We start from the raw sequence: 13,279 nt of genomic DNA on the forward strand, positions 1-13,279 counted from the left end.
CCTCTTATCCTCGATACATAGCGTGATTTTTTATCCAGCCACCGCCCTGGCGGATCAGATTGCGATTGAGCTGTCCGTCCTCGAGTAGCTTGTCCTTAACGGCGGCGTACACCGGCACAGTAAACGAAAAGACCGAGCCTTCGTTTTCTTTGGAGCGAGCGGTGATGTGACCGCCATGGCTCTCGATAAAGGCCTTGCAGATATAGAGGCCGATGCCGGTGCCAGAGACGGTTTCGCGGCTGCGGTGCGAGCGGTAGAATTTGTGAAATAGATTTTTGACGACGCTCGGCGGCATACCGACGCCATTGTCAGCGACAGAGACTTCGATAAAGTCACCTTTTTGTTCGGCGCTGACAGAGACAGTGCCGCCCTCAAAACTGTATTTGATGGCGTTGTCGATGAGGTTAGAGATGACCTCGCTGATGCTGGAGCGGTCGGCAGCGATGGTTGGCAGGTCGGAGGGGATGCTGATGTTGAGCAAGCGGTGCTGCGTCGATGCGCGTAGCTGCATGTCGTCGGCGATTGAGCCGTAGATGTCAGACAGCGAGTCCTCGGCGAGGTGGATACTGAGATGGTGGCGGTCGAACTTGGCGACGTTGAGAATGTTATTGATATAACCAGACAAGCGATTAGCAGAGACCGTCAGCCGCGCCAGCAGCTGCGGCTCATCACCTTTGAGTCGGCCGGCCAGCTCCTCGGCGAGGACGTCGAGATAACCGCGGATGATGGTGATCGGGCCACGGAGTTCGTGGGCGGCGAAGGAGATGAAATTGAGGTCTTCTTCCTCGGGTAGGTACTGGGCCGAGCGGTCGATGAGGACGATGACGGTCTCGCCGGGTGCGTCTTTTTGGTAGGAGGCGATGATGTCAAAGAAGCGAGTTTTTTTGAAGGCACCGTTGGTAGTGGCAACGCGGCGCCAGGTACGCTCGGCGGAGAGTTGGCGGGCGTCGGCGTCGCTGAGCCAATTTTTGAGCGACTGCTCGTTGAGAAAATCCAGCGCCAGATACGGCTGGCCATCAGCATTAGTGGCGATCGGGGCGGCCTTGTTGGCGGAGATGATGCGCTTGGCGGGATCGAGGACGACGATGCCACAGCTGGTGTGATTGAGCGCTTGGGTCAGTAGCGCGTCGGGACTTGGCGGCGGTGCGGGCTGGGCCGGCTCGTCGTAGATGAGTTCAAGGACGGTCTTGAAGCCGGTTTTGGCGTGTTGCTCGGCGTTCGGATTTGGTAGAGGCGTGGTGGTGCGCTCGCCGCGTTTATGAATCAGGGCGGTCAAGATATCATCAAGCGGCCGGCCGGCAATAATGATCAACATGGTCGAAAGAAAGCTGCCGACAATGAAAATCGTACCAGTAATTAACCAGAACGCTGGGTGATTCCACGAGGTAAGACCAGTGATATTGAGGACGACACCACTGATGAGCGCCACCGCCATCTGCCCGGCCAGTGCACAAGCGAACAACATGCGCCGGTGGTATCGTCGAAAGCTACAGATTGACGTGCCGCCAGTCGCTACTGCCACGTGACGGATCCCCGCCCGGGCGTAAACACGCCGATCCATGTTTGGCCGCGACCCAGGGTAAAGTCTTTGCCATTTTCGTCAAGCAGTTTGAGCGGTGCGGTGAGGCTGTCTTTCTTCCAGGTGATGGCGGTAGCGGTGCCGTTTTGGAAGACGGTCGCCTTGCCCGAGCCAATGGTGACGGTGTCCTCGTAGCCATCTGGCCCGACGCGTCGCTCGAGCGGTGCTTCGAGAGCGATGACCACGCGTGGGGCGATCTGGCCGCCTTCCCGGTCGGCGTGCGGTGCGCCAGCTAGCGAGCGTTTGTAGGTGTTGGTCGCTTTGTCATAGGCGTAAGCGGTGTTGTACGTGCCGCCGCTAAAGTTGAGCTGGATGGTGGTGGCATTTGGCGTCTCGACTGGCTTGCCATCGCCACGCTTGAAGCCGGTAAATGATGATTCTTTAAAGCCCTTGCTGGCGTTGAGGGCATCAAGTTTCTCACCGGATGTGTAGACATTGTGTGGGGCGCGACGGTCGCTGGCTCGCCAATAACTGCCGCCATTAAAGAATTGGTCGATGTCGCGGTAGCCGCTGCTGCGGACGGTATCGAGGGCATTTGAGCTGCCGCCAACATGGGCGATGGAGGCTTGGTATTGCGCGCCCCAGCTGAGGTAATAGAGGCGGAGGCTACGAACTGGGCCGATGAGGGCTGGCTTGGCACCCTGATAAACGGCGAGGAAGCGCGTGATGCCGCCCTCGGCGACAGCCTCGTAGACGATGCCAGCTCTCGATAGGCCGGACTGTGGGCGAGCGTCGGGGCTGTTCTCGATCATGACGCCAGTGACGGGCTGCTTGGTGGCTGCTTCATCAGCGACTTCGAGGCCGGTGAGCGGTGAGTAGAATTTGGTTGGCTTTTTCTTGGCAGTGAAGAACGGTAGGCCGCCATCGTGCTGGACGGAATTGATAGCGAAAATAAAGATACCAGCGATGACCAGCGAGGTAGTAATTAAGACGATCACCCACAAGTGCTTTTTGCACCACTGGACAAACGAGCGTTTTTTGGCCGGGACGTTTGGTGACGCCTGCTCAAGTTTAGCTGATGTTACCGTCGGTTTTTGGGCCGCGGTGGCTGGGCGAGGATTCTTGATGTACATAGGTTTAGTATAGCATAAGCGGCGTATCCGGTAAACGGAGCGATGCGCTCGCTGATCGAAGTATTTCGATATACAACCTGCCCCGAATTACGCCGCCGAGAACGCGGCAATTCCCCGCTCAAGCCGCGCCAACGTGCGCTCGCGGCCGAGCAGCGCCAGCGTGTCACTCAGCTGCGGGCTGAACGGCGCCCAGGTGATGGCGATGCGGATGAGGCTAAAGAGAATGCCGGGCTTTTGGCCGGTAATTTCTAGCAGTTCGTTCAGCCGAGTTTGAATTGCGTCTGGTGTCCAGTCGGTGAGCGTGGCGAGTTTGTGGTGGGCAGTCTCTAGTAATTCGCGCCGCTCATGCTCGGGTAATTTCTTGAGCTGTTTGTTGCTATCGATGAGCTCCATGTTAATCTCAGGCTCTGCAAAAAAGTAGCCAAACCCGCCGAGATCACGCAGGGTTTTCAAGCGATCTTGCACCAGTGCCAAGACGCGTTGGCGATATTCTTCGTCTGCCCCGGCGGCGCTGTCTGGCCAAAAATCATTGACTCGCCCAGCTAAGTCATCCAGCGCGAGCGAGCGGATAAATTGCCCATTCGTCCACAGTAGCCGCTTTTCGTCAAAGCGAGCGCCCGAGCGCTGCACGCGGCTGAGGCTGAATTTGGTTATCAACTCGTTCATAGTGAAGGTCTCTTGCTCGGTGCCGTCGTTCCAGCCCATGGTGGCGATGAAACTATCCAGCGCCTCTGGCAGATAGCCGTCGCGGATATAATCTAGCACGTCTTTGGCGCCGTCGCGCTTGCCTAATTTCTTGTTGCCCTGCTCGTTCATGATATGCGGCAGATGCGCGAAAACAGGCCGCGGCAATCCTAATGCCTCGTAGAGTGCCAGATAATTTGGCATACTCGAGATGAACTCTTGGCCGCGAATAACGTGGGTGATATTCATCTCGGCGTCGTCGATGATGTGGGCAAAATTATAGGTCGGGTAGCCGTCGGACTTGATGAGGATGAAGTCGTCAACTACCTCGGGGCTGGTGGTGACGTCACCCATGACCTCGTCGTGGTAGGTATAGCTTTTGGGCTCAGCCTTGAAGCGCAGCGGCATCGTGCCGTCCCACTCCGGTGGATTGTTAGGGCGATGGTCACGGTAGCGGAAGGCGCGCTTCTCGGCCTGGGCGGCGTCGCGAAATGCTTGGATTTGCTCAGGTGTGTAGGGATCAGCGTAGGCGCGGCCGGCGTCGATTAGTTTCTGCGCCCACTGGCGGTAATGTTCGAGCCGCTGGCTTTGGATGTATGGCCCGTATGGCCCACCAATGTCCGGGCCTTCGTCGTAGTCGAGGTGCAGTGCCTTGAGACTGGCGATCAGATGCTCGCGGCTGCCGGCAACTTCGCGGACCTTGTCAGTGTCTTCGAGGCGCAGGATAAATTGGCCGCCAGCCTGCCGGGCGACGAGAAAAGCAAATAATGCCGTGCGAATGCCGCCAACATGCAAAAACCCTGTTGGCGAGGGTGCGAAACGAGTGCGTGTAGTCATGGGGTGATTATAGCACGCGGGCGCGGCGCTGGTAAACGTGAGGGGTGCCTGCGTGCTTACGGGGCTGATTATAAACTAGTGGCGATTTTGGTGACTTGCTCGCTTGACAATGCCCCGCCGAGGGTGATTTGGTAGAGGACGCCGCCATTGATCCAGCTGGCCGTCCGGTCGGTGCTGTAAATAGTCAGACCGCCGGCGGTGGTAGTTTGGACGTCGCCGCCGTCAGCGGTCAGAGTCTCTTTGAGGGCGGCGGAGTTGAGTGAGCTTTTTTGCTGGGTGATGGTGTAGGATTGGCCGCCGTCAGCGTAGGCAAATTTCATGCGGACTTCCCCGCTCTTGAAGGTAATTGGGCCACTCAGCGCATAGCCACTTGGGCGGTAGCCGGGGTATTTGGCGTTGATACCAGATTGGATGGCGGCGATGCGGGTGGAGATATTGGGCATACCGAGATACGTGAAATAACCGCCGATTAGCATGATAGCCAAGCCGACGGAGGCGACTTGCAACCAGCGACCCATGCGACTCTTTGGTTTTTTGGCGCGGCGCGGTGCTTTTGGCGGGGTGGTAGCGCGCTGCAGGGCTTCGGTGATGGCTTCATGCTTGAGAACGGCAGCTGGCTTGGGCGCGAGGGTCGCAGGATGCTGCTTGGTTGGAGCTTGGTTTGGTTTAACGATACGAGTCGAGTGATGGTGTGATGTGGCTGGACTGCGGCGAGTTGCAGTTCGGGTGGTCTGATGAGGCTGTTGGGCAGCGCGAGCTTGAGCGCGCACCATGGTCGGGTGCGGTTCGGCAGGACGGTCACGCTTGGTTGGTTGCAGCTGGACACTCGGCACGCTCGGCGCAAATTTATTGACATGAACACTCATCGGGACGGAGGTGTCGCGCGTGATGTCGAGGCGACTGGCCAGGCGACGCTTGGCATGTGACGGCGCGGCGACATGGCGGCGACTGAGTGTCGTTGATTTTTGGCCGGCAGTTTTGTGGACGGTTTTATGGATGATTTGTTTGTTCATGAACCCCTCGTATTCCTAATGCTTATATTTTATTGTACAAAGAGGACATGCTTTTTGCAAGGGGCGAAATGTGGTATAATCTCTCATTATGTATCGAAAACAAAAGCGTGGTCTAGAACTTGCTCGGAGGACACTGATTTATACCATTATGGTGCTGACGGTGTGTATATTGGCGTTCATTTTGATTTTTCATACGCTTGGCTATCAGCTGAATCTTAAGACGCAGACGGTTGAGCAGCGGGCGCTGGTGCAGTATGATTCGCGGCCGCAAGGCGCACGGGTGTTTGTCGATGGCACGGAGCTTGGCAAGACACATATTAAAGGCATGCTTCCTGAGGGGCAGCATCAATTTTCCATGCGCCTGGACGGCTATGACGAGTGGCGCAAGGTCGTCGAGGTTAAGGCCGGGACACTGACCTGGCTATCATATGCGCGGCTGGTACCGAGTGAGCGGGTGGTGAGTTCGGTCAAGGAATTTTCGTCGCTGGCCTCAGTGCGATTTTCGCCAAATTGGCGGTTCATGCTGGGTGTGATGCAAGCGACCGATGCGCCGAAGATCGTCTGGGGCGATTTGCGCGATTCGGATAAGCCAAAGTTTAATGAGGTGACATTGGATACGTCGGTGGTGGCGGGTTACGGCGGTCAGTCAACAGCGCATGCACTCAAGATTGTTGAGTGGGATTCGGGCAACCGCTACGCCATTCTCAAACACACCTATGTGGTCGAAGGCCAAGGCGAAAAAGTCCAGTGGCTGAAAGTCGACCGCGAGAATAAAACAGTCGTTGATATCGCGAAAGTGATTGGGCTGGAGCTACGAGAAGTGCGCTTCCTCGGTGAGAGCGGCAACGAACTATACATACTACAGTCGAGCGGCGAACTGCGGCGAGCGGACCTGAACGCAGCAACGATTTCTGCGCCGCTGATCAGTCATGTGCAATCGTTCTCGGTGTATGGTACGGATTATATCACCTACGTTGGGACGAATGGCACGAGCAAGTTGCAGCTGGCGGGCATTTGGCGCAAGGACTGGACTGAGCCAGTGGTCGTGCGGCGACAGACTGAGGCGGAGGCCTCGACGCCGTTGATGATCAAGTTCTCGCGCTATGATAATAAAGACGTGCTGGTGGTTGGCGTTGGTTCAACAGTGACGCTGCACACCGGCGCGGCGCTGGACGGGTCGAGCTCGTCGGCAGCAAAGCTACTCAGCCGCGTCAAGTCTATTACCGTCGGCGAGCAATTAGCTGAGCTTGATCTGAGCGGCACTGGGCGGTTTGTCTTGATGCGAACGGGGGCTGGTTTTATGAGTTATGATATTGAACGGCAGTCGATGTCGCACGATACGGCGCTGCCGACGGGGACGGTGCTTGACTGGCTGGATGATTATCACGTGTGGAGTGTTGAGGGTGGCAAGCTGGTGATGCGCGAGTTCGACGGCGCTAATCAGTCAACGATGCTCGAGGCCAGCGAAGGGTTTGATGCGTCACTGTCGCACGACGGCGACTGGTTGTATGCTTTCCGTCGAGCCGATAACGGCACGGTGACGATGTCGCGGCTGCGAATGACGATCAAGCGCTAAGTGCTAATTTGAATCTTATTGTGCTTTATTCTTTGGCGCCGAATAATCGCTCAAGCAGTGTTGGCGATGGCTTACCCGGGATAGCGGCGGATCGAGTGGTGACTGGCTCGGTCGATTTGGTAGCACCAGATGGGTCGGGGCTGATTTGCTCGGCAAAGACCAGCAGGCGTTTTTCGGCGGTGCCAAGCGGTACACAGCTGATCAAAGTGAGCATCGGCTTATCGGTTTGAATTTGGATACGGCTGACCTCGTTTGGCAGGACGACTTCTTTTTTGGTGACGGCGTAGGTGTAGCGCTTGCCCTGGTAGTGCATGTAGATGATGTCGTCTTTGACGAGCTTTTCGTTTTGGGCAAAGACAAACTTATAGTCACCGGCAGCGAAGGCATCGTTAGAAGAGTGCGCCGAGAAGACGGCATTACCAACTTGGCCAGGCACAGCGTTAGCGCCAGCGATCGCGAAGTGAGCAGCGCCCTTCTCCATTGCTTTCATTTGAGCGTTATGGTCGGCTGCGTTAACGCCATAAATGACCGGTACATCAACGTTGAGCTTGGGGATGATCAGCCGTGGGTCGGGGCCGACAGCGGCGTTGCTGGCTGGATTGACGATGATGTTTTGTGGATCAACATTGCCCGGGGTGGTGTAGGCAGCGGCGATACCGAACAGAACGCGGTTGTACTGCAAAAAGACGAACGCTAGCAGCACCAGTACGCCCGCTAGTGCCGGGATGAAGTGGCGTGATTTGGTGACTTTTTTGGCCTTGTCGCGGACGGTCTGCTGGATCTGGGCACGGAGGCGCTTGATGGGGCTTTGGGCGGACAACATATCGGTCATGGCCGGCGCGGCGGCGGTGTTGGCGTCGCGAGCAGACTTGACCAGCCGGTCAAATTCCTGTTGCTTTTGATCAAGGTGCGAGGCATAATAGCGCTCGTAGTACATCTGGTAATATTTTTGCCACGAGCTGTGGTACTGCTTCCACTGATCGGCGGTGATTTGCGGCTGATGAGTGGGAGTTTTTGCCGGGGCGGTCGGTTGCGGCTGTGTGGTTGGTGGCGCGGCGGTGGGCTTGTCCGTTGACTTGTTCGCTGGTTGGGGCTGGGGTGACTCGGTGATGTGAGCGGGATGAGCGGGAGATAACGCTGCAATCGGCTGGGTCGGTTGTGCTGCCGGTGGCGCGGTGTTCAGGGCGTGCGGGCTTGGCGTGCGCGGTGGCGGCGTGACAGTGGTGCGCTCGGTCGGTTCTGGATGTGGCTGCTCTATAGGGCGCGGTTGAACCACCGGTGTGGTGTGTGGCGTTGATTCGGTGCCGCGACCGCCGTAAATAGCATTGATTTGATCACGAATAACATTGGCGGCAGCAGCTTGCGAGCCGGAATAATCACGTGGCGGCGGCGTCAGTGGACGAGGTTGACTCGAGATTGGCGCTCCCACTCGCCTGCCAAACTGATCGTCATGTGGATTCATCACCTCTTATTATACGGGAAAACGCCAGAAAGATAAAGTATTCGGGCTCTTGCTGATGTGGTAGCGGCCGTGGTATAATTACCCTCAGATGACTTGGGGCGTTCTCTCGTGCCGCGGTGGCGGAATTGGTAGACGCGCTAGACTCAAAATCTGGTGAGCAATCGCTCGTGCCGGTTCAAGTCCGGCCCGCGGTACCAGAGGTCGCCTCAGTTTGTTTAATTTTATTCCCGTTTTTGTAGCGGGAATTTTATTGATGGCAATACCTTACGAGAAGCTAATGTTAAGAATGAGAATGATGCCCGCACCCTTTCTTCTCTGGCTTTTGTTTTAGTGGCGGCAGAAGCATACAGTCAGCAACCTGTAGATCGAGAAAATGACCCTCATTACTAAAATCAAACTCGATGAGGGACTGTTCGTTAAATTCTCTCCCCGAGAGGTTGTTCTGCGTGATACCGCCAACGATGATGGTTGGGTCTGTCGGTAGCATATTTTCTGTCCAGCGAATCACATGTCGTCTACTAATCCCCCTGGGAATCTTGGCAATGGTGACGTGTGGCTTGAATTTTTTATGGTGAGGAGTGGTAGCCCCTGCTTCTATAAATGCTTGCTTGATACGTCGTCTTTCTTCCCGCGGTAAAGTTTGGCTGAGGTCGTTGAATACCAGAGTGAGTGCACACTCTCCTAACATACGAGCACCAACTACGTTGAGCTCAAGTCTCTTTTGTGATTGTTCTGGTAGGTGGACGCGCAGTCTAGATGGATGTAGGACCTTTGGGTATTCTCGGGCGCCTAGGATAGTGAGATGACGCTCCTCGGGCTGCGTTGGTTTTATGGGGTTGTCACTCAGTCTACTAAATCGTTCCTGTATCTCTTGAGCAAAATCTGGATCTGACAGAGGAAATTCAGCCACAGGATGGTAAATCAGGCATTTTCGTGACATAGCTATCCTTGTTATACCGCGCAGTTTATAAATCGTCAAGAGCTGGTGGAAACCGCCCTGGTTTATACGCTAGCGGCCATGCTGGTGCTGATGGCTGCCAACGGTGCCTCCGGCGACCACAAGAGGTAGCTGGCGGCGCGCGCGGCGGTTTGTCCGCGCCAAAGCTGCATCGGCTCGGTCCAGGCTTGGGTGACGACTTCTCCGCCCCGTGCGATGACTAATTGATCGGCATGAAAAACTACTAATGTGACCGGATAGGTGATGGTGAATTTATGCAGCGCCTCGACGAACTGCGCCAGCTGCATGCTAAATGTCAGGATTTTTGGATAGTAGACGCTGCGAAAGAGTTTCTGTACTTGGGCGAACGAGGCGACAAAGACGACGTGGGGATTGTCGAGGATGGCGGGAAAGCTGTTTTGCACCAGGTCGATGGCGTCGCGGCTCAGTACAACCGGCCGGTGGTACTGGCGCACAAATTGCTCGTACAGCGCGGCCGTTTCGCTATTTTTGCCGGCGTCACCGATCAGTAGCATGACGTTAGCCCACTCGCCGAGTGCGGCCAATTCGCCTGCCGCCGCGCCGCTGAGGCCGCCGGACGGATTAGTGGGCGCAAATAGGACGTCGGTCATCACTGTTGGCACGGTGCGACGCAGTATGTCGGGTAGCAAGACTCGCACTTCGCCTGCCCCGGCGTCACGTGCTGCCTGGTAGCTGGTCGCCACTGCCGCAAACCCAAGCTTGTTACCGCCAACAATCCCCAGCCGCCCGGCTTGGTCGCGGCGCTCTGGCCGATTCCATTCGACGTCAGGAAACAGCGGCTTAGATTTTTCCTGCTTGCGCCAAAAGGTATCCACGTTCGCCTTTCTCGAGTTCAAATACCACGCTTTTCCGTTCCAGGACAATTGGCCAGCTGTTGGTTTTGGCAATTTCAAGCAGCTTTTCGGTAGGATTAAAGACGACGGGATGTTCAACCATCGCCAGGAGGTGCCGGTCGCCCTCGCTGTCGCCAAAGGCATAACTGCCAGCAAGCGTTAGCCCGTGCTTATCGATGATTCTTTGGAGGATTTTATCTTTATTGGTATACGTTTTGGTAATGATTGTACCGGTAAAGGTATCGCCCTGCCGTTCATACACCTGGGCCGCCCAGGCATCAAAGCCGTATTTTTTAGCGAATGGCTCGACTATCTCTTGCTGCGAGCCAGAGATAGCGATCAGGAAGTAGCCCGCTTGCTTTAGCTCGCGCAGACGATGTCGCGTGTAGGTGTAGACGTGGTCGAGCTCCCTCTCGGCGATGCTGCTCGCGACCTCGTCAAACACCGCGGTTGGGATGTCGGCGAGTGAGCTGGCAATAGCGTTGACTAAACTCAGTTCGTACTCGTCATAGGCATTTTTTGACTCGCGCCGTTTCCAGCTGAGTAATTTTTGCTGAATGATCGAGGCGTGGAGTTCGGGAATGACACCGGCATCAATCAGCCCGAGCATCAATTGCCGGTACAGCCCGCCGCGAATGAGCGTGCCGTCGATGTCAAAAACTGCGAATTTCTGCTGCTTCATCGCTTGATTATCTCGTATTTTTAGTTTTCTCGCAATAGCTTACTGCATCATGAGGTAGACGACTTAGCAATTGATAATTCATCGCGTAATTTGACCATGTTTTGGTACACTTCGTCAAAGGTCAGCCCCGATTCGTGGATGAGGCTGGCTAGGTCTTTTCCGACGTAGCGGAAGTGCCAAGCTTCGCTCGCGATACCGGTGATCTTTTCTTTTCCTTTTGGATAGCGCAGAATAAAGCCGTATTCGTGGGCATGAGCGGCCAGCCAGCTGGCGGTTTTTGGATCAAGCGCGCAGTCGCTAAAGCGGGCCTTGCATTTCTCAGAAAAGCTGGTCAAGTCAACCGCTAGGCCGAGCTGGTGTTCGCTGTGGCCGGGTTTGGCGACGTATTCATCGGTGTGGGCGGCGCCGTTTTTGGCGGTGGTTTCAGTGCGGACTTTGGCTTGGGCGGTGCCGGAGCGGTAGGCGCTAGAGACGAGGACCGGTAGCTTGGCCTCAGCCGCGGCTTGGCGCAGTTGCTCGAGTGGCTCTTTGACCATCGGCTGCACGTGCTTATCCTCTATCCAGCTCGGCGTACCATCAGCAATATCAGTCAGCGGCGGCTCAAAGGCTGGGTCGATGCCCTGCTTGCCCGAAACGTACGACCAGATTTTCCCAGTTTGTAAATATTTCCACGACGGAAAGGTCAAGTCGCGATTGGTCCGGTCGAGACGGATGGTGATCGGCTGGAAATTATACAGCGGCGAATGAGCGACCGACTCTGAGGTTCGATTGACGAGCTGCGTGCCGCCATTGATCATCAGTAGTGTCAGTGTCGTCCAGGCTGCCAAAACCATGGCCACGACTGCGCGCCCCACCCCGTGCTTCATTTATTGTGTCCCTCGCTGTTTGAGTTTGGTCATTGCCTCTTCAATATACGACCAAGCCTCCTCCATCGTCAAGCCCGATTGATGTAGAGCGCCCGCTAGTTCCCGCCCAACGTAGCGAAAATGCCACGGCTCGTACTGATAGCCGGTTATTTTTTCCTTACCCTTCGGGTAGCGCAGAATAAAACCGTATTCGTGGGCGTGGGCGGCGAGCCACTTGCTGGCAGTGGTTTGCTCAAAACAGTCCTCCACCCAACAAGCTCGATCGATGCCACCAAAGTCAACGGCCAAGCCCGATTGGTGTTCGCTATGACCGGGGCGTGAACTAAACCGGTTGGCCTTAGCTTCGCCGTGCTGACGAACGTTGCTAGCAAAAAGTGAAGCCTGAGTAGCATAGCTGCGATAGCCTGATCCGACGTAGATGGTGACACCGGCATTACGAGCAGCGGCGATTAATTTCTCGAGATCAGGCATGAGCACGGCGCGGAGCGAGCGCTCATCTTGGCCGCGGCCGGGTAGTGTCGGCGCACTGACGAGGCGGAGGTCGCTGGGCTGGTAACGAGGATTGGCGAAGCTCTGAGATTTATTGACGATTCTCCAGAGGTCGGCGTCATCGGCGCTGTTGACAATGCGGGCGGGAATCGGCGTAGCGTTTGGTAGAGCGATGGTCGGTACGGCTGGTGCTGGAGGTTTCTGGCTGTCGGGGGTCTTTGTCTTGGGTGTTGGCGCGGGCTGCTCTTTGCTGATGGGTTGCTGGGTGGTGTGTGGCGGGTTGAGATGACGGAGGGTGAAATAAGTCGCTACAGCGCTGCTGGTGATGATCAGCACAGCACCAAGGCCAGGGAGTAGATTATTACGTTTTCCTGAGCGCTTGGTGATTTTCATGCCTCAACCTCAATGCTCACCGGGCAGTGGTCGCTGCCCATTTGTTCGGCGTGAATCTCAGGATTTTTGACACGCCCAGCGATTTCGCGCGATGCCAGCCAATAGTCGATCCGCCAGCCGACATTACGCGCCCGGGCGTTGGCCCAGTGCGTCCACCAGGTGTAAGCGTCGGTTTTTTCAGGGAAAGCCGCCCGGAAGGTATCGACAAATCCAGCGTCTAGGTAGTTCTGAAAGCCTTCTCGCTCCTCATCGGTAAAACCATGCTTGCCGACATTAGGCTTTGGATTTGCCAGGTCAATTTCTTTATGCGCTACGTTCATGTCGCCGCAGTATAGTACTGGCTTGACTAGCTCCAATTCCTCCAGATAGGCCAGCACTGCCGGATCCCATTGCTCATGGCGTAAATTCAACCGACTTAAATCCCCCTTTGAATTTGGCGTATAACACGTCACCACCCAGAAATCGTCGAACTCGGCAGTGATGATGCGCCCCTCGTCTGCCGGATTGCCGTATTGATCGCCGGTCAAATTAAACCGCTCGATGATAGCCGGCGGCAACCCATCGCGCCAGTGCAGCGGCCGGATTTTCGACAAAATCGCCGTGCCGGAATAACCTTTTTTGGCGGCTGAATAGAAATGTTCGTGATACTCTGGCAGATTAATTTCTACCTGGTCGCGGGCGGCCTTGGTCTCTTGGAGGCATACAATATCCGGATCATAGGTTTGCAGGAAGCGGGCAAACTCGCCCTTGTTGATGACAGCGCGGATACCATTGACGTTCCAGGAAAATAATCGCATTCTTGTATTATACAAC

The 13,279-nt window shown here is 55.9% G+C and carries 12 protein-coding genes and 1 tRNA gene; 2 read left to right on the top strand and 11 right to left on the bottom strand.

The window, feature by feature from the left end:
* Positions 1-4 precede the first annotated feature (4 nt).
* From NLML1_RS01720 to NLML1_RS01735, 4 genes are all read right to left on the bottom strand, one after another.
* Positions 5-1,561 (bottom strand): sensor histidine kinase, encoded by a 1,557-nt coding sequence (locus tag NLML1_RS01720; protein WP_285441833.1) that lies wholly within the window; start codon positions 1,559-1,561, stop codon positions 5-7.
* Positions 1,513-2,652 (bottom strand): DUF3048 domain-containing protein, encoded by a 1,140-nt coding sequence (locus NLML1_RS01725; protein ID WP_285441834.1) that lies wholly within the window; start codon positions 2,650-2,652, stop codon positions 1,513-1,515. The genes NLML1_RS01720 and NLML1_RS01725 overlap by 49 nt, the downstream gene beginning before the upstream one ends.
* An 87-nt stretch (positions 2,653-2,739) precedes the next feature.
* Positions 2,740-4,173, bottom strand: coding sequence for a glutamate--tRNA ligase (gene gltX / locus NLML1_RS01730; RefSeq protein WP_285441835.1), 1,434 nt, complete (start codon positions 4,171-4,173; stop codon positions 2,740-2,742).
* A gap of 68 nt (positions 4,174-4,241) precedes the next feature.
* Positions 4,242-5,186, bottom strand: coding sequence for a DUF4367 domain-containing protein (locus NLML1_RS01735; RefSeq protein WP_285441836.1), 945 nt, complete (start codon positions 5,184-5,186; stop codon positions 4,242-4,244).
* 88 nt (positions 5,187-5,274) lie between these two features.
* Here NLML1_RS01735 and NLML1_RS01740 point away from each other — a divergent pair, with 88 nt between their 5' ends.
* The gene (locus NLML1_RS01740; RefSeq protein WP_285441837.1) at positions 5,275-6,762 is read left to right on the top strand and encodes a PEGA domain-containing protein; all 1,488 of its coding nucleotides are present in this window, start codon (positions 5,275-5,277) and stop codon (positions 6,760-6,762) included.
* Positions 6,763-6,787: 25 nt separating this feature from the next.
* On the opposite strand, the gene NLML1_RS01745 is transcribed toward NLML1_RS01740, so the two are convergent.
* Positions 6,788-8,224, bottom strand: coding sequence for a sortase (locus tag NLML1_RS01745; protein WP_285441838.1), 1,437 nt, complete (start codon positions 8,222-8,224; stop codon positions 6,788-6,790).
* Between the two features lie 110 nt (positions 8,225-8,334).
* Here NLML1_RS01745 and NLML1_RS01750 point away from each other — a divergent pair.
* Positions 8,335-8,421, top strand: a tRNA-Leu gene (locus tag NLML1_RS01750).
* An 83-nt stretch (positions 8,422-8,504) separates the two neighbouring features.
* Here NLML1_RS01750 and NLML1_RS01755 read toward each other — a convergent pair.
* The 6 genes from NLML1_RS01755 to NLML1_RS01780 all read right to left on the bottom strand — a co-directional run bounded on the left by NLML1_RS01755 (position 8,505) and on the right by NLML1_RS01780 (position 13,263).
* Positions 8,505-8,912 carry a hypothetical protein gene (locus tag NLML1_RS01755; protein WP_285441839.1) on the bottom strand — a complete coding sequence of 136 codons (408 nt, stop codon included), beginning with the start codon at positions 8,910-8,912 and terminating at the stop codon, positions 8,505-8,507.
* A 314-nt stretch (positions 8,913-9,226) separates the two neighbouring features.
* The gene (locus NLML1_RS01760; protein ID WP_285441840.1) at positions 9,227-10,018 is read right to left on the bottom strand and encodes a hypothetical protein; all 792 of its coding nucleotides are present in this window, start codon (positions 10,016-10,018) and stop codon (positions 9,227-9,229) included.
* Positions 9,984-10,718: an HAD family hydrolase gene (locus tag NLML1_RS01765; protein WP_285441841.1), complete on the bottom strand. Its 735-nt coding sequence runs from the start codon at positions 10,716-10,718 to the stop codon at positions 9,984-9,986. Before NLML1_RS01765 ends, NLML1_RS01760 begins: the two co-directional genes overlap by 35 nt.
* A gap of 47 nt (positions 10,719-10,765) precedes the next feature.
* Positions 10,766-11,584 carry a M15 family metallopeptidase gene (locus tag NLML1_RS01770; RefSeq protein WP_171271886.1) on the bottom strand — a complete coding sequence of 273 codons (819 nt, stop codon included), beginning with the start codon at positions 11,582-11,584 and terminating at the stop codon, positions 10,766-10,768.
* Entirely contained in the window at positions 11,585-12,466 is an 882-nt protein-coding gene (locus NLML1_RS01775; protein WP_285441842.1) for a D-alanyl-D-alanine carboxypeptidase family protein, read from the bottom strand.
* On the bottom strand, positions 12,463-13,263 hold the full coding sequence (locus NLML1_RS01780; protein ID WP_285441843.1) for an exodeoxyribonuclease III: 801 nt from the start codon (positions 13,261-13,263) through the stop codon (positions 12,463-12,465). Before NLML1_RS01780 ends, NLML1_RS01775 begins: the two co-directional genes overlap by 4 nt.
* Positions 13,264-13,279: the final 16 nt, after the last annotated feature.

This window comes from Candidatus Nanosynbacter lyticus (genome assembly GCF_030253515.1).
Taxonomy (GTDB): domain Bacteria; phylum Patescibacteriota; class Saccharimonadia; order Saccharimonadales; family Saccharimonadaceae; genus Nanosynbacter; species Nanosynbacter lyticus_A.